This is a genomic window from Rhizobium sp. A37_96, assembly GCF_053521765.1.
In genome coordinates, this window is record NZ_JBNWDS010000002.1 from 363,886 (window position 1) to 379,913 (window position 16,028).

The following is a 16,028-nucleotide window of genomic DNA, read 5'->3' on the forward strand; positions in this document are numbered from 1 at the left end:
CCTTCTTGGCATGGCAATCTTAACCGTTTTCGGCCAAGTTGAGCAGGCCTCAGTGGCGGAACTAGAGGCGTGCGAGGGGGATGCAGCCACCGTGAACGACAGCAACAAGAATCCAGAGCAGCTGGCGCGCGACCAGATCGATGCGCTGCTGATCGAGGCCGGATGGGCCGTTCAGGACAAGAAGGCCATCAATTTTAACGCGGCCCAAGGTATCGCGGTTCGCGAGTATCAGACCGACGTAGGCCCGGCCGACTATGCGCTCTTCGTCGACAAGAAGGCCGTCGGCGTCATCGAGGCCAAGCCAAGCGATTGGGGGCATAAGCTCACCACCGTTGAAGAGCAATCCGGCGGTTACGCTGCCGCTACCCTCAAATGGGTCAACAACCAGCAGCCGCTACCGTTCGTCTACGAGAGCACCGGTGTCATCACCCGCTTCACCGATGGTCGTGACCCCAAGCCAAGATCGCGGGAGGTGTTCACCTTCCACCGCCCGGAGACGATGGCAGAATGGCTGAACAAGCCCTTGTCGCTCCGCGCCCGTCTTCAATCGATGCCGCCGCTGCCGCACGACGGCCTGCGCGATTGCCAGATCAGGGCCATCGAAAACCTTGAACAATCATTCAAGGCAGACAAGCCGCGCGCGCTTGTCCAAATGGCGACCGGTTCCGGCAAGACCTACACGGCAATCACCTCTGTCTATCGTTTGCTGAAACATGCCGACGCCAAGCGCGTACTCTTTCTTGTCGATACCAAGAACTTAGGCGAGCAGGCAGAGCAGGAGTTCATGTCATTCCTGCCCAACGACGACAACAGGAAGTTCACCGAGCTTTACAACGTCCAGCGCCTGAAATCCTCCTTCGTCGCTAAGGACGCGCAGGTCTGCATCAGCACGATCCAGCGTATGTATTCGCTGTTGAAGGATGAGCCGCTCGACGAGGCGGCAGAAGAGGAAAATCCTGCCGAGGCGCTGGTCCGGGGCAAACAGCCGCTGCCTGTCGTCTACAATAAGAAGATTCCGCCGGAGTTTTTCGATTTCATCATCATCGATGAGTGTCACCGCTCCATTTATAATTTGTGGCGGCAGGTGATCGAGTATTTTGACGGCTACCTCATCGGCCTTACGGCCACGCCGGACAACCGCACCTACGGGTTTTTCCGCAAGAACGTCGTCAGCGAGTATGACCACGATCAGGCGGTTGCCGACGGCGTGAATGTCGGAAACGAGATTTTTGTCATCGAAACCGAGCGCACCAAACAAGGGGCTCAGATCAAAGCGCACCAGCAGATCGAGCGTCGCGAGCGCTTGACCCGAGCGAAGCGATGGGAGCGGCAGGACGAAGACGAGGCCTATTCCGCCAAGCAGCTCGACCGGGAGTTCGTAAACCCCGATCAGATTCGCACCGTAGTCCGCACCTTCCGCGACAAGTTGCCGGAGATATTCCCTGGCCGAAATGAGGTTCCCAAGACCCTCATCTTCGCGAAAACCGACAGCCATGCCGACGACATCATTCAGATCGTTCGTGAGGAGTTCGGCGAAGGCAATCAGTTCTGCAAGAAAATCACCTACCAGGCTACAGAGGACCCCAAATCCGTCCTCGCCCAGTTCCGCAATGATTACTATCCGCGCATCGCCGTGACCGTGGATATGATCGCAACCGGCACGGACGTGAGGCCGCTTGAATGCCTGTTGTTCATGCGTGATGTGAAGAGCAGAAACTACTTCGAGCAGATGAAAGGGCGCGGCACACGGACGCTTGACGCAGACGGCCTGAAGAAGGTCACGCCGTCGGCAACCACGGCCAAGACCCACTATGTAATCGTAGACGCTATCGGCGTTACCAAGTCTCTGAAGACGGCGAGCCAGCCGCTCATCACGAAACCGAGTGTGCCGCTGAAGGACCTCGCCACCGGGGTCATGATGGGCGTGCGCGATGAAGACACCGTGAGTTCGCTCGCCGGGCGTCTGGCGCGCCCGAACAAGCAACTGGATGACAAGGAGCAGGCCCGCATCGCGGAGGCCGCTGGCGGAATGGCGCTTTCGGACATCGTAAGCGGGCTGGTTGCGGCGCTGGACGCTGACCACATCGAGGAGAAGGCGCGAGAGGCATCAGGTGGTGGCGAGCCGACGGACGAGCAGCGCATCAAGGCGCGAGACGAGTTGGTCGGGTATGCGGCATCTGTCTTTAACGGGCCGCTGATCGCGCTCATCGACGGCATCCGTCGCGATAAAGAGCAGACCATCGATCATGACAACCTCGACACCTTAATTGAGGCGGCCTGGAGCGGTGATGCTCAGGAGAACGCCGAGACGATGGCGAAAGACTTTGCCGATTACCTTGAGCAGAACCGGGACGAGATCGACGCCCTGACCATCCTCTACAGCCAGCCTGCGCGCCGCTCGGAACTGACCTACGCCATGATCAAGGAGGTCATGGATCGGTTGAAGAATGATCGGCCCAAGCTCGCGCCGCTGCGCGTCTGGCGGGCCTATGCCCACCTTGATGACTACAAGGGCAGCAATCCCTCAACTGAGCTTGCGGCCTTGGTCGCCCTTGTCCGCCGCGTCTGCGGCATTGACGCGACCGTCTCGCCGTTCTCGGAAACCGTGCGCAAAAACTTCCAGAACTGGATCATGCAGCGCCACAGCGGCAGTGGGGAAAAGTTCACGGAAGAACAGATGGAGTGGTTGCGGATGATCCGTGACCATGTGATCGACTCGTTCCATGTCGAGCGTGACGATCTGGAAATGGCGCCGTTCGATTCAAAAGGTGGAATGGGGCGAATGTACCAGTTGTTTGGGGAGAAAATGGACGACGTGATTGCGGAATTGAATGAGGCGTTGGCGGCATGAGTCTGATTCCTGACAGTTGGACACTTACGACCGTGGGTGACATCACATTGCCTGTGAGCATGGTGGACGCCACAAGCTCTCAAGATCGAGAAATCCAATACATCGACATCGGTAGCATCGATAATCAACGCAATAAGATCGCAGACCCGAAGCGCGTCAACCTTTCATCCGCACCCTCGCGCGCGAGGCAGATCGTAAAATCCGGTGACGTTTTGTTTGCAACCGTTCGACCCTACCTTCGCAATATCGCGCAGGTACCCGACCGTCTCGATGATGAGATTGCGTCTACGGGATTCGCCGTGCTGCGCCCTGCCGCTGGCGTCGAGCCGCGCTATCTCTACTACAAGGCAATATCGCATGATTTCGTTGCCGCACTTACAGGCGAGCAATACGGTGTTAGCTACCCCGCCGTAAAAGACGATCAAGTACGGGCGCGGCCTGTAGAACTGCCGCCCACCGATGAACAACGTCGCATCGTTGCCAAGATTGAGGAGCTGTTCTCCGAGCTCGATCAGAGTATCGAGAGCCTGACTGTCGCGCTTCGGCAGCTTAAGGCATACCGACAAGCAGTCCTCAAACACGCCTTCGAGAGCAAACTGACCGAAATCTGGCGGACGAAGAATTCCGACAAAATTGCCACCCCCGATGCGCTAATCGAGCTGATCAAAGCTGAACGCGTCGAGCGGTACGAGGCTGCCCTCGATGAATGGCGAGTGGCGCTTAACAAATGGCGTTCTGGTGGTGAAAAGCCAGCGAAACCAAAGCCGCCTCGCCCGCTTTCAAAGCTTGCCGACGCCAAGAAGACGAACGGCGTGTGGCCCATTGTTGAGCTAGGTGATCTTCTCTCTGTTAGCAGTGGCATCGGGCTAACTGCTCAGCAAATGCGGGATGGGCCGTTTGCTGTGTACGGCGGGAATGGAGTCAATGGGAACCATGACGAGTATTTTGTCGAAGAGCCTGAACTTGTTATTGGTCGTGTTGGAGCAAAGTGCGGGGTGACGCACATAACGCGCCCAAAGAGTTGGGTAACAGATAACGCGCTTATCGTGACCCCGCTGATTTACAGTTTCGAGAAGCGCTTTTTTAAATGGCTGTTGGAAATCAAAAACCTAAATATCCTCGGCAGCTCTACCGGCCAACCTGTTATATCCGGCTCGAAGATTTATCCAGTTGAGGTCAGTTTACCATCGCTCGCCGAACAGGTTGAGATTGTCCGCATTCTCGAAACAAAGCTAACATCTGTCGATATGATGGAGGCCGAAATTGAGGCCGCGATCGCACGCGCAGAAGCTCTACGCCAAGCAATATTGAAGCGTGCATTCTCCGGCCAGCTGGTCGCGCAAGACTCGGTGGACGAACCAGCGTCTATTCTGTTGGAGCGCATTCGTGCCGAACGACAGGAAGGTCGGACAACAAAGCGGCGAAGCAATAAGAATGGCAAGAAGGAGGCCGCATGAGCCCTGCACCCATCATTTCCAAAGTTTGGAGTTTTTGCACGACGCTTCGTGATGACGGCGTTGGCTATGGCGATTACCTGGAGCAGCTGACCTACCTTATCTTCCTCAAGATGGCCGATGAGTACGCAAAGCCGCCATATAGCCGGTCTGTGGGAATTCCGGAAAAGTACAACTGGCAGAGCTTGAAAGCAAAGCGCGGCGCTGAGCTGGAGGGCCACTACATCGAGCTCTTGCGCGAACTCGGTACCCATAAGGGGATGCTCGGTCAGATATTCACCAAGGCGCAGAACAAGATTCAGGACCCTGCCAAGCTATATCGGCTGATCGACATGGTCGATGACGTGCAGTGGGTTACAATGGGCGCCGATGTCAAAGGCGATATCTACGAGGGCTTGCTAGAGAAGAATGCGGAAGACACGAAGTCTGGCGCAGGGCAATACTTCACGCCGCGTGCTCTCATTCGTGCCATGATAGAATGCGTGCAGCCTGAGCCGGGCAAGACCATAGCTGATCCGGCCTGCGGCACAGGCGGGTTCTTTCTGGCAGCTTATGACTTCATAACCGAGCCCAAGAACTACCAGCTCGACAAGGCGCAAAAGGCGTTCCTGAAGCACGAGGCGTTTCACGGAAACGAGATCGTCGCCAATACACGCCGTATGTGTCTCATGAATATGTTCCTGCACAACATCGGCGAGATCGACGGCGAAGGCGCAGTTTCGCCGAACGACGCCCTCATAGCGCCGAGTGCTCGGGTGTATGACTACGTCCTTGCAAATCCGCCCTTCGGCAAGAAGAGCTCCATGAGCTTCACCAACGAAGAGGGGGAGCAGGAAACTGACGACCTGACCTACAACAGGCAGGATTTTTGGGCGACGACGTCGAACAAGCAGCTCAATTTCGTCCAGCATATCCGCACCATGCTCAAGACGACGGGTCGCGCCGCCGTTGTCGTGCCTGACAACGTGCTTTTCGAAGGCGGCGCTGGGGAAACGATCCGCAAGAAACTGCTGGAGAATACTGACCTCCATACGATCTTACGGCTGCCGACGGGCATCTTTTACGCAAACGGCGTAAAAGCGAATGTCATCTTCTTCGATAACCGCAAGGCCAGCCCCAGCCCCTGGACTAAGGAAGTCTGGTACTACGACTACCGTACCAACGTACATCATACTTTGAAGAAGAAGCCGATGCGGTTTGAAGATCTGTCAGACTTCATTACTTGTTACAATCCGGCGAACCGACATGAACGCAAAGAAACCTGGGATGCGGAGCGGAATCCGGAAGGCCGCTGGCGAAAATTCAGTTATGAAGAGCTTATTGCCCGCGACAAGACCAGCCTCGACGTGCCTTGGTTGAAAGACAAAAGCCTCACTGACCTCGACAATTTGCCGGAGCCGGACGAGCTTGCGGAGGAGATCATCGAGAACTTGGAGGCAGGCCTGAATAGCTTCCGTGCAGTTTTGACTTCGCTTGCGAAAAAAGAGAATGCTGCCTGAAAATCAGCACTATCTTCCTGAAGCCGCCCTCACGGAATAAGTGAGCTTGCGAGCTGACTTACTATGGAGAGATTAGAAATTGTCCGGACTCGCTATCGCAAAAGCAGCACCGCCGAATCTTCCGGCACTTCCTGACACGGTGCTTCCCGCTATTGCAGCCCTCACTGCCGCATTAGGAGTTCCTCGCGACGTCCTCGCTAGCGACGATGATATCGAGCACGCATGGCGTGACCTGCCTCGTGAACTGAAGGAAATTCCCGTTGACTTGCGTGGTGAGCTGGTTGCGAGGATGTGCGTTGCAGTAAGCGCCGGACTGTTTGACGGTGCAATGAACTATATTTGGAATGCCGCCATAATTCATCTCCGGGCAAAAGTCCGAACGTTTGGGTTGCCCGTCGTCGCTCAAATTCTTCAGGCAGACTTCGAAGAAAAGCATCTCAACGAGATGCAAGATAGCAAGCTGCTGGATTTATGTTTGAAGATAAATCTCGTGGACGAGGACGGCTTCTTTTTCCTGGATCAGTGTAGAGATATCCGCAATAACTTTTCCGCAGCCCATCCAACGATGGGAGCGGTCAATGATCGTGAGTTCACAACATTTCTCAATCGATGTGTCCGGTACGCGCTCGCGGATGCGTCGTCTCCCAAGGGCGTTGATATTGGATCGTTTATCAGCGCGTTGAAGGGTGGAAGATTCACTGCAAATCAGCTGAGTACGTGGGTTGATCGCCTTTTGCAGACTCACGCTGCTCAGCGGCAACTTTTAGTCGGCATGGTTCACGGCATTTACTGTGATCCAAATACCTCGGAACCGGCCCGTCTCAATTCGCTTGAAATTTGTGAGGCCCTCGCCGGGGGGTTCACACAGTCCCTTCGCTCTGACCTGGTTCACAAGCATGGGGAATATGCAGCGAAGGGCGACGAGCCACGCTACACCGCATCTTCTCAATTTTTTGAGAAGCTCGGGCTGATCAAACTGCTAAATGAATCTGAGCAGCACAACATATTCCATAGAGCCATCGACCGTCTTTGGTCGGTGCATACTGCGATGAATAATTTTTATAACGAACCACCGTTCGCAGAACGATTGCAGGAACTCTCGAGTCAAGGTGCTGTTCCCGACACCATTCAGGAGGAGTTCGTCCGTGTTGTGGTTTGCTGCAGAATAGGAAATGGATACGGGGTCTCCAACGCCGCGGTCCCAAGCTACGACAAGATAATTGAAGGGTTCTCGCCTCGCGAGGTAGCGACACTGCTTCAGCTAGCGAGTTCTAACAGTAACTATTTGGGTAGACGGGTGGCAGGGTCAGCCTCTTGCAAGAGGCACTTTATCAAGGCGTTGGGTCTTATCGATCCCGGCACCGTGCCCAATGTCGTAAGGCCAACATACGACCAGTTTTTGAAGTAGGCGAGCGGCGTCGATGAAACCTTCTCGCGACGAGGTTGGTAGTGGTGAAATAGTACTCCGAGAAAAAATCTCCCGGAGTTTGCGTGGCCCTATTAAGCGAGTATCTCCTGTTTAAGAAGGGAAATAAGGTGGTACCCTTCCTTGGACTTTCAGGCGCAGCGAAGCTATTATCTCCTCGTTCGTCGGTCACACTCCTGTCACAGCCAAGCTGCGCCTTGGCAGTGGGTGGACTGTTTTTCAATCAATGTGCAACAGGGAAATCAAGGCCCTAGACCGAGGCACCCGTAGCTCAGCTGGATAGAGCACCAGACTACGAATCTGGGGGTCAGGAGTTCGAATCTCTTCGGGTGCGCCATTTTTCCTAACAGGATTTGAAGTTTTTTGGGTGGGCTCAAGAAACATTCGAGCACAGCTGATGCAGCCGTCCCGCGAGGCGCTTGCCGACGGGAAAGAAATGCACTGTCACCGTAATTGCCAAAGCCTTTCTGGCTGACAAAGCTTATGGTGGCGACGCCCTGATTGATTATCGCGACAAGCGCCAAATCAAACCTATGATACCGCTGAAAGCAAATCGCACCCAGCCGCGTCACACCGATTTCGCCCTCTGCTGCGAACGCAGTCTGATCGATATTTTATTAAGCAATATCAAATCAATTAAGATCTATCGCCACCAGATACGACAAGCTCGCAAGCATCTTCCTTGCCGCTGTTCAGTTCGTCGCCTTTCATAAGCCTCGACTGACGACGCGCCCTAAGCCGATCTCAGGCTGGCCTCATCCCGATTAAGGCGGAGATGCGGGCCCGTTCCTTGGGATCCGACACCCCCTGGGAATCGACGCGGGGCGTGTAGGGCGCCTCCAGCCGGGCGGCCTCTTCATCAGTCAATTTGATGGCCAGCGAAGCGACGGCGTCGTCGATATGCCTCGTCTTGCTCGCGCCGACGATAGGGGACACGACAACCGGATTGCGCCGCAGCCAGGCCAGAGCGATCTGCGCGGGGGCGACGCCGCGCTCCTCCGCAATCGCGCACAGGGTCTCCACGATGGCGCGATCGCTGTCCTCGGTCGCGTTATAGAGCACGCCTGCGAACGGATCGGATTCGGAGCGCGTGGTGGCCTCGCCCCAGGGCCGGGTAAGACGACCCCGCGCGAGCGGGCTCCAGACCATGGTCCCGACACCTTCATCCTTGCAGAGCGGCAGCATTTCCCGCTCCTCCTCACGGGCGAGGAGGTTGTAGTGATCCTGCATCGAGATGAAGCGCGCCCAGCCATTCTCCTTCTGCAAGTGCAGCGCCTTGCTGAACTCCCAGGCCATCATCGAGGACGCGCCGATGTAGCGCGCCTTACCCGCTTTAACGACGTCGTGGAGCGCTTCCAGCGTCTCCTCCCAGGGGGTCGTCTGGTCGGCGCGGTGGATTTGGTAGAGGTCGACATAATCGGTGCCGAGGCGGCGCAGGCTGTGGTCGATCTCGGTCATGACCGCCTTGCGTGAGAGGCCTGCGCCATTGGGGCCTGAGCGCATCGGGTGACGCAGCTTGGTCGCGATCACCAGATCGTCGCGATCGCCGAAATCCTTGAGCGCACGCCCCAGGATCTCTTCGCTCGATCCCTGCGAATACATGTTGGCGGTATCGAAGAAATTGATGCCGGCCTCGATCGCGTGGCGGATCAATGGGCGGCTGGTCTCTTCGTCAAGCGACCATACCGGGTGCCCTCGCTTCGGGTCGCCATAGGTCATCGCCCCGATGCAGATCGGCGAGACATCAAGGCCAGTGCGGCCCAATTTGACATATTGCATGGGTTTATCCTCTCGACTACCTTACCGGAGATATCTCCGGTTAAAGCTATATGGAGAGGTCTCCGTTTAGTCAAGGTGGTCGCAATGAGTAATGTAGAAGCTGATCTGCGGGCCGACGCCCGCGCCAATCGGGACAAGATATTGGAGGTGGCGCGCGAGGCGCTCACAGCCGCGTCGGATGCGTCACTCAATTCGATTGCCAAAAGGGCGGGCGTCGGCCCTGGCACGCTTTACCGCCATTTCCCCACGCGGGAGGCGTTGGTGGCGGCGGTCTACCGCAAGGAGATCGACGCGCTGGTGGCGCTGGCACCTGAGTTGATGGCTGCTCACCCGCCCATGCAGGCGTTCCGCCTTTGGTGTGATCGGCTTGCCCATTATGGGCGGATGAAACATGCCCTGGCCGATGTCCTGCACGCTGCGATGACGGCTGGAGATATGCAGGAAGGCTATCTTCCAATGGTGGGCGCGATCAATCGTCTGCTGCGCGCCTGCGAAGCGTCGGGAGATTTTCTGCCGGGCGCCGACGCGGAAGACGTTCTTCTCGTGCTCGGCTTCCTGTGGCGTGTTCCCGCAGGCTCCCAAGGAGAGGCACGCGCCGATCGTTTGGTCGATCTGATCATTCGCGGGCTAGGCCGATAGACTATGATCCGACTGACCTGAGATTTTCCATTCAGCCCGAGCGCGTCGTTCCCTGCCCATGATCCGCTGCCAGCGGCAATTCCGGCAGGAAGAGCAGCGCGATCAGCGCGACTGCCACGATGGCCGTTCCCGTTGCGAAGGTCATGGCGATTGCGTGGCGGTAGAGCGCTATCGCGGCGGCGTGGGCTTCGGGAGAGGAGGTGGCAAGCTGCTTCATTCCCGCCTCCGTCAGTGACGACACATGCACCCCATCCAGCAAACCGCCGGCATTCTGCACGCGATAGGCCAGTATTGCGCCCGAGCCTGTGACGCCGATCAGGCCGCCGAGCGAGCGGAAGAAGGCGAGCGTGGCCGTTCCGACGCCGCGATGGGCAAGCGGCAGGGCATTCTGCACGGCGATCGTCATGGTGGGCATGACCAGCCCGAGGCCGAGGCCGAGGGCGAAGACGGTCGGCTCGATGATCCAGAAGCCCTGGCTGGTGGCGGCAGCCCAGGCGAGCGTCGCGAAGGCAGCGGTCGCAAGACCGAGGCCGCAGAGCTGCGCCGGCTTGTAGCGCCCGAAACGGTGCAGCAGCACGCGCCCGTTGACCATGGACGAAATGACGACGCCGATCATCAAAGGGCCGGTCAGCAGGCCGGAATGCGAAGCGCTGACACCCATGACCATCTGGAAGAACAGCGGAAAGAACAGGCTCGCCCCGAGCATGCCCATGAAGGTCAGCGCCAGCACGATGCAGGCGACGACGAACAGCCGGTTGCGGAAGAGATCGGGCGGCAGCACGGGCTCGGGTTCGCGGCGGATGTGAAGGATGAAAAGCACGAACAGGACGAGCGCGACGGCGGACAGGCCGAAGATCTGCGGCGAGTTCCAGGCCCATTCGTTGCCCCCGAGTGCGAGCACCAGCAGGAAGCTGGTCGTGCAGCTCGTCAGCAGAACCGCGCCGAGATAATCGATGCGGCGGCTGTGGGCATGGTGTGGCCGCTTGAGCGCGCGCCCGATCATGACGAGGGCGACGGCGCCGATCGGCAGATTGACGTAGAAGATCCAGTGCCAGGACAGCATATCGGTGATGATGCCGCCGGCAATCGGCCCGATGACGCTGCAGACCGCGAAGACGGCGGCGATCGAGCCCTGGTTGCGGCCGCGCCGGGCCGGCGGCACGATGTCGCCGATGATGATCTGCGCCAGCGGCAGCAATCCGCCGGCGCCGATGCCCTGGATTGCCCGGAAGATGATGAGCTGCAGCAGCGTCTGCGCCATGCCGCTCAGCACCGAGCCCAGAAGGAAGATGAGGATCGCCGCGTAGATCATCGGCTTGCGGCCGTACTGGTCGCTGAGTTTGCCGTAGAGCGGCATGGTGCTGGTCGAGGCGAGCACATAGGCGCTGACGACCCAGGAGAGATGCGTCAGGCCGCCGAGATCGCTGACGATACGCGGCAGCGCGGTCGCGACGATGCTCTGGTCGATGGCGCCGAGGCCAAGAACGATCATCAGGCCGAGTATGACCGCCCGGATCTCGCGTCGATCGGGCGGATCGCCTGCCGCCGGAGCGGATGGAGAAGCGGCAGTTGGACCTTCGGCGTTCATTGTCCGATCTCCATGAGCGGTTCTATCGCGGCGCGGATGGCGTCGCGCTGCTGGGGTGACAGTTTGACGAGTTCGGCGGCGAGCCAGTCGGTTCTGCGCTGTTTCAGGCCGCTGATGATCTCCTGGCCTTTCTCGGTGGCAACAAGGCCGTTGCGCCGGCGATCGTTCGGATCTGGCTCCGAGCGGGCGATAAGCCCATCCCGCTCCATCGCCTTCACATGCCCTGATATCGTCGGTCCGCGCAGCTTCTCCATCCGCGCCAGCTCAGCGACGCCGATGCCCGGTTGGCGGATGATGGCGGCGAGCAGCAGGCCGTGCAGCGGCGACAGCCCGGCATCGTCGCTCTCGCGGCGCAATTGCCGGTACAGGCGGTGGAGGGCGGGGCGTAGCGCTTCGGCGAGCGCATAGGCATCTTCGGTCAAACGATGGTGGTCGGCTTTGCTCACAGGGGTTCGCTCGCAAGTAGATAGGTAGGCTTCCTATCTATATAGGTATCGTGCCGCATGTACTTGCGCAAGCGATAATATTGTGAAACATTTTCAATCATGGCGCGTTATCAACCGATATTGCGACTCGCGAGGAGGAGAAGAGCTGTGAAACGTTTCCTGACAACCGTAACAGTGACCGCCCTGAGTGCCCTGCTTGCCGTTACTTCTTTCGACCCGGCCGCCGCTGCGCCGATCCAGCCTTTGATTCAGCCGGCGATCCAGCAGGCGGGTAGCCCGCCGGCCGGCGTGACCGAAGTGCAGTATCGCCATCACAACCGGCACTATCGCCCCCACAACCGGCCGCATTATCGACCGCACTACCGCCCGCATAACCGGCCGGGCTACTGGCATGGCCATCGCGGCTATCGCTACGCTCGCCCCGGCTATCGCCGCTATAACGATGGCTGGTGGTATCCGCTGGCGGCCTTCAGCGCCGGCGCGATCATCGGCGGTGCCGTCGCTCAGCCCCCGCGCGGCAGCGCCCATGTTCGTTGGTGCGCCAGCCGCTACAAGACCTATCGTGCCTCCGACAACACCTATCAGCCGACCAACGGTCCGCGCCGCCAGTGCGTCGGTCCGTAATGTGAAGCGCATTGAAAATCCCTCTCCGGTCTGCGGGGAGGGATTTGCTTTTCAAGCCGCTGCGGATAGCGCTGTCTACAATTCCGTCAACTGCTCCGAGACATCCCAAAGCCGCCGCCAGATGGCTTGATCGCGGGCGTGCGCAGCGATTTTCGCCTGCACCGGCGGGCCTTTGAGTTCGTAGAAGCCGCTTGGGCCATACATGGCGCCGCCCTCGGCCGTGGGCGAGGTGGCGGCAAAGAGTGTCGGCAGGGCGCCGGCCGCCGCCGATTGCGATAGAAACGGCTCCAGCAATTTCATCAGAAACTCGAAGCTGCCCGGTGCGTCGCGGCCCATGCGAGGGCCTGTGGTCTGCAATCCGGTGACGGCGTAGCCGGGATGGGCGGCAACGCTCTTCAGCGTCCAGCCTTCGGCGCGTGCTATCCGGTCAAGCTCCAGGCTGAACAGCAGCGTTGCAAGCTTCGACTGGCAATAGGCAGGCCAGGCCCGATAGCGCCTGCGCCACTGCAGATCGTCGAAATTGATCCTGCCGCTGCGGTGCGCGAGGCTGCTGACCGTGACCACGCGTGGATTTTCCGCCGCCGAGACCTTCGGCAGCAACCGCATCGTCCAGGCGAAATGGCCGATATAGTTGGCGCCCATCTGCATCTCGAAACCGTCTTCGGTCTCGTGCCGGTCAGGGATGGCCATCACGCCGGCATTGTTGATGAGCAGGTCGATATGCGGCAGCGTACCGGCGATGCGGTCGGCGGCGCGGGCGACGGAAGCAAGGCTTGCAAGGTCGAGCGCCTCGAATGTCACGTCCGCCCCGGGCGTCGCGGCGCGGATCTTGGCGAGCGCCTCGTTGCCTTTCGCCTCGTTGCGCGAGGCAATGATGACTTTTGCGCCTGCGCCGGCCAGAGCCTTGGCGGCTTCGTAGCCGATACCGCTGTTGGCGCCGGTGATGACTGCGATGCGACCTGTCTGCGGCGGAATGTCTTTCACTGTCCAGTCTGGCATTGCGGGCTCCTGTGAAGAGGTTTGGCGTTGCCCATTGTATCTGGTAATTTTTACACTAAATGCAAGTTTGCAATAAATGAAAATAACGCCTTCGGATAGACTTGCCTTGCGTATCAATGATTTTCGACGGCCTGATGGCGCGACATGCCTTCGAATTGCCACGCTGCTCGGTCCTCATCGCGTCACATGGCCGAAGATTGGATTCGCGGAATGACGACAAAGACTTCATGCTCTGATTTTATGCAGTTTTTCCGCTCCTGGGTGAGCGATCCCATGCGGGTTGCCGCCGTCGCGCCGTCGGGCGAGCGGCTGGCCAGGCTGATGACGCAGGAGATCGAGCCGCTCGATGGACCGATCCTCGAACTCGGTCCGGGAACAGGCGTGTTCACCCGCGCGTTGCTGGCGCGCGGTATCCCGGAACACGCGCTGACGCTCGTGGAATTCGGCGAGGAATTCGCCGCGCGCCTGCGCCTGCGCTTTCCCGAGGCGCGGGTCGTGCATATGGATGCGGCGCGGCTCGGCGAGTGCGGCCTTTTCGACGACGCGCCTTTCGGCGCCGTCGTCAGCGGCCTGCCGCTGCTGTCCATGCCGCCCTCGAAGGTTGCAGCCATTGTCGGCGGCGCCTTCGAAACGATGAAACCGGGTGGCGCCTTCTATCAGTTCACCTACGGTCCGCGATGCCCGGTGCAGAAGCCGATCCTCGCAAGTCTCGGGCTGAAGGGAACACGCATCGGTAGCACCGTCCGCAATATTCCGCCGGCCGGCGTCTACAGGATATCGCGACAAAATCCGTTGGAACTCTCGATCACCGGCGCCAAATATCGTAGCACCGGAGACAGTGCCGGAATCAGCGCATAGGCGCCGGAGGCGGCAAGGCTGATATGGGGCGGCCCAAGCGAGTGCCGAGCAGGGATAGCGGATGGAGAAGAAGCCGGATGGCGATATCGCGGTGAAGGAAGGCCGGCGCGAGCGCAAGCGCCGCCAGACCCGCGAGCGTATCGAATCCGCCGCCCTGAAGCTTTTCCTTGAGCGCGGCTTCGATGCCACCACGATCGAGGATATCACCGAAGCGGCGGACGTCTCCAAGCGCAGCTTCTTCGACTACTTCCCCAGCAAGGAGGAGGTGGTCGCCGCCTGGCAGGACGGTTTCGCCGGCGAGCTGATCGACGCTGTCGCGGCGCAGCCGCGCGATGCCAGCCTTGTCGCGGTCATCGAGGCGGCGGTCGATGTCGCCCTTCGCGCCACCATCGCCGATCCGCAGCGGCTCGCATTGGCGGCGTTGATCCGCAATACGCCGGCGCTCTGCGCCCGCGATCAGTTGAAATACGCCAAGCTGGAGCGGAAGCTCGCCGATGCGCTGCATGCCCGCAGCGGGGGTGGAGATGCCGAACGGTTCCGTCTGAGCGTGCTTGCCGCCGCCGTCGGCACGATGCTGCGCATCGGCGGCGAGCGCTGGATGGAATCCCCACGGGATATTTCGCTGGAGGAATTCGCCCGGGCCATGTTCGATGAGCTTTGGGCAGCGCTTGCCGATCTTGGCGAGCTGATAGGGCAAGGCAAACCGGGGCGGTGATCTCGGCCGACACGAGCCGTCACGGATCGCGGCCATAGTAGCAGCTTCGCCGGGAGTGCTGCGACCCGATATGTCAAGCATCGGCGCATTGCATATGTCGTCGTGCAAACCCATCTAGTATTGGGTCGCGACTTCAATTCCCTCCTCGCGAAACGCTCGATTTGCACGACAAATCCCGGCTCCTCCCCGGATGCCGAAAACGACAGATAGATTTCAGATCAGCAAAAAGGGACTACAACCATGTCAGAATTCGACGCAGCCAAGTCCGGTCAGTTCAAGATCGGCGGCGATCTCCCCGTTCATCGTCTCGGTTTCGGCGCCATGCGCATTACCGGTGCCGGCATATGGGGCGAGCCCGACGACCATGACGAAGCCGTCCGCACCTTGAGGCGCCTGCCGGAGCTCGGCATCAATTTCATCGATACGGCCGATTCCTATGGCCCGGATGTTTCCGAACGTCTGATCAAGGAGGCGCTCCACCCGTATGGCGCCGGTCTCGTCATCGCAACCAAGGGCGGGCTTACCCGGACCGGTCCGAATGTCTGGGTGCCGGTGGGTCGCCCTGAATACCTGATCCAGCAGGCCCACAAGAGCCTACGCAATCTCGGCGTCGACCGCATCGACCTCTGGCAGCTGCACCGCATCGATCCCAAGGTGCCGGCGGCCGAACAGTTCGATGCCGTGAAGTCGCTGCTGGATGACGGCATCGCCCGCCATGCCGGCCTGAGCGAGGTGTCGGTTGCCGACATCGAAGCCGCATCGAAGCATTTCAAGGTGGCGACGGTGCAGAACCGCTACAATCTGGTCGATCGCACCAGCGAGGACGTGCTCGACTATTGCGAAAAGCATGGCATCGGCTTCATTCCCTGGTTCCCGCTTGCTGCCGGCGATCTCGCCAAGGAAGGCTCGTTGCTCGATAGCATCGCGAAGAAGCACAATGCCGCTCCGAGCCAGATCGCGCTCGCCTGGGTGCTGAAGCGCAGTCCGGTTATGCTGCCGATTCCCGGCACCAGCAAGGTCAAGCATCTCGAGGAAAACACAGCGGCGGTCGATATCGTCCTTTCCGACGAGGAGTTTGCGGCGCTGGATGCCGAGGGCAAGAAGGCGTTCAAGGCGGCTTGAGCCCGGAATCTCCCGGCCGGTGAGGTGG

General features: G+C 59.3%; 14 protein-coding genes and 1 tRNA gene. 11 read left to right on the plus strand and 4 right to left on the minus strand.

The features are described from left to right. The first annotated feature begins 91 nt into the window (after nucleotides 1-91). The 6 genes from ACQZ6J_RS08235 (at nucleotide 92) to ACQZ6J_RS08260 (ending at nucleotide 7,943) form a co-directional block, all read left to right on the plus strand. Nucleotides 92-2,851, plus strand: a complete 2,760-nt coding sequence (locus ACQZ6J_RS08235) for a type I restriction endonuclease subunit R (protein WP_449083301.1) — start codon at nucleotides 92-94, stop codon at nucleotides 2,849-2,851. Beyond that, on the plus strand, nucleotides 2,848-4,308 hold the full coding sequence (locus ACQZ6J_RS08240) for a restriction endonuclease subunit S (RefSeq protein ID WP_449083303.1): 1,461 nt from the start codon (nucleotides 2,848-2,850) through the stop codon (nucleotides 4,306-4,308). Before ACQZ6J_RS08235 ends, ACQZ6J_RS08240 begins: the two co-directional genes overlap by 4 nt. Then, nucleotides 4,305-5,804: an N-6 DNA methylase gene (locus tag ACQZ6J_RS08245; protein ID WP_449083305.1), complete on the plus strand. Its 1,500-nt coding sequence runs from the start codon at nucleotides 4,305-4,307 to the stop codon at nucleotides 5,802-5,804. The genes ACQZ6J_RS08240 and ACQZ6J_RS08245 overlap by 4 nt, the downstream gene beginning before the upstream one ends. 79 nt (nucleotides 5,805-5,883) lie before the next feature. Further along, nucleotides 5,884-7,212, plus strand: coding sequence for a hypothetical protein (locus tag ACQZ6J_RS08250; protein ID WP_449083307.1), 1,329 nt, complete (start codon nucleotides 5,884-5,886; stop codon nucleotides 7,210-7,212). Nucleotides 7,213-7,490: 278 nt separating this feature from the next. Next, nucleotides 7,491-7,567, plus strand: a tRNA-Arg gene (locus ACQZ6J_RS08255). Between the two features lie 82 nt (nucleotides 7,568-7,649). After that, nucleotides 7,650-7,943: a hypothetical protein gene (locus tag ACQZ6J_RS08260; protein WP_449083309.1), complete on the plus strand. Its 294-nt coding sequence runs from the start codon at nucleotides 7,650-7,652 to the stop codon at nucleotides 7,941-7,943. A gap of 31 nt (nucleotides 7,944-7,974) precedes the next feature. On the opposite strand, the gene ACQZ6J_RS08265 is transcribed toward ACQZ6J_RS08260, so the two are convergent. Continuing rightward, the gene (locus ACQZ6J_RS08265; RefSeq protein ID WP_449083311.1) at nucleotides 7,975-9,009 is read right to left on the minus strand and encodes an aldo/keto reductase; all 1,035 of its coding nucleotides are present in this window, start codon (nucleotides 9,007-9,009) and stop codon (nucleotides 7,975-7,977) included. Between the two features lie 84 nt (nucleotides 9,010-9,093). On the opposite strand from ACQZ6J_RS08265, the gene ACQZ6J_RS08270 reads away from it, so the two are divergent. Next, nucleotides 9,094-9,648, plus strand: a complete 555-nt coding sequence (locus tag ACQZ6J_RS08270; protein WP_449083313.1) for a TetR/AcrR family transcriptional regulator — start codon at nucleotides 9,094-9,096, stop codon at nucleotides 9,646-9,648. 31 nt (nucleotides 9,649-9,679) lie between these two features. Here ACQZ6J_RS08270 and ACQZ6J_RS08275 read toward each other — a convergent pair whose 3' ends face one another. After that, a complete protein-coding gene (locus tag ACQZ6J_RS08275) occupies nucleotides 9,680-11,236 on the minus strand; it encodes an MDR family MFS transporter (RefSeq protein WP_163984824.1) in 1,557 nt (518 codons plus the stop codon). Then, nucleotides 11,233-11,682: a MarR family winged helix-turn-helix transcriptional regulator gene (locus tag ACQZ6J_RS08280; protein WP_449083315.1), complete on the minus strand. Its 450-nt coding sequence runs from the start codon at nucleotides 11,680-11,682 to the stop codon at nucleotides 11,233-11,235. Before ACQZ6J_RS08280 ends, ACQZ6J_RS08275 begins: the two co-directional genes overlap by 4 nt. Nucleotides 11,683-11,829: 147 nt before the next feature. On the opposite strand from ACQZ6J_RS08280, the gene ACQZ6J_RS08285 reads away from it, so the two are divergent. Next, on the plus strand, nucleotides 11,830-12,306 hold the full coding sequence (locus ACQZ6J_RS08285; protein WP_432444349.1) for a BA14K family protein: 477 nt from the start codon (nucleotides 11,830-11,832) through the stop codon (nucleotides 12,304-12,306). Nucleotides 12,307-12,381: 75 nt separating this feature from the next. Here the strand turns inward: ACQZ6J_RS08285 and ACQZ6J_RS08290 are convergent, their stop codons facing one another. Next, on the minus strand, nucleotides 12,382-13,305 hold the full coding sequence (locus tag ACQZ6J_RS08290) for an oxidoreductase (RefSeq protein WP_449083318.1): 924 nt from the start codon (nucleotides 13,303-13,305) through the stop codon (nucleotides 12,382-12,384). Nucleotides 13,306-13,515: 210 nt separating this feature from the next. Here ACQZ6J_RS08290 and ACQZ6J_RS08295 point away from each other — a divergent pair, with 210 nt between their 5' ends. From ACQZ6J_RS08295 to ACQZ6J_RS08305, 3 genes are all read left to right on the plus strand, one after another. Beyond that, nucleotides 13,516-14,163 carry a class I SAM-dependent methyltransferase gene (locus ACQZ6J_RS08295; protein WP_163984820.1) on the plus strand — a complete coding sequence of 216 codons (648 nt, stop codon included), beginning with the start codon at nucleotides 13,516-13,518 and terminating at the stop codon, nucleotides 14,161-14,163. A 61-nt stretch (nucleotides 14,164-14,224) separates the two neighbouring features. Further along, nucleotides 14,225-14,878 carry a TetR family transcriptional regulator gene (locus ACQZ6J_RS08300; protein ID WP_449083320.1) on the plus strand — a complete coding sequence of 218 codons (654 nt, stop codon included), beginning with the start codon at nucleotides 14,225-14,227 and terminating at the stop codon, nucleotides 14,876-14,878. Nucleotides 14,879-15,118: 240 nt separating this feature from the next. After that, nucleotides 15,119-16,000 (plus strand): aldo/keto reductase, encoded by an 882-nt coding sequence (locus tag ACQZ6J_RS08305; protein WP_163984818.1) that lies wholly within the window; start codon nucleotides 15,119-15,121, stop codon nucleotides 15,998-16,000. Nucleotides 16,001-16,028 lie beyond the last annotated feature (28 nt).

Excerpts from the sequence above, each read along its gene's own strand:
- ACQZ6J_RS08240 (WP_449083303.1), top strand. The coding sequence starts at position 2,848 with ATGAGTCTGATTCCTGACAGTTGGACACTTACGACCGTGGGTGACATC.
- ACQZ6J_RS08245 (WP_449083305.1), top strand. The coding sequence starts at position 4,305 with ATGAGCCCTGCACCCATCATTTCCAAAGTTTGGAGTTTTTGCACGACG.
- ACQZ6J_RS08265 (WP_449083311.1), bottom strand. The coding sequence starts at position 9,009 with ATGCAATATGTCAAATTGGGCCGCACTGGCCTTGATGTCTCGCCGATC.
- ACQZ6J_RS08270 (WP_449083313.1), top strand. The coding sequence starts at position 9,094 with ATGAGTAATGTAGAAGCTGATCTGCGGGCCGACGCCCGCGCCAATCGG.
- ACQZ6J_RS08275 (WP_163984824.1), bottom strand. The coding sequence starts at position 11,236 with ATGAACGCCGAAGGTCCAACTGCCGCTTCTCCATCCGCTCCGGCGGCA.
- ACQZ6J_RS08290 (WP_449083318.1), bottom strand. The coding sequence starts at position 13,305 with ATGCCAGACTGGACAGTGAAAGACATTCCGCCGCAGACAGGTCGCATC.
- ACQZ6J_RS08295 (WP_163984820.1), top strand. The coding sequence starts at position 13,516 with ATGACGACAAAGACTTCATGCTCTGATTTTATGCAGTTTTTCCGCTCC.
- ACQZ6J_RS08300 (WP_449083320.1), top strand. The coding sequence starts at position 14,225 with ATGGAGAAGAAGCCGGATGGCGATATCGCGGTGAAGGAAGGCCGGCGC.
- ACQZ6J_RS08305 (WP_163984818.1), top strand. The coding sequence starts at position 15,119 with ATGTCAGAATTCGACGCAGCCAAGTCCGGTCAGTTCAAGATCGGCGGC.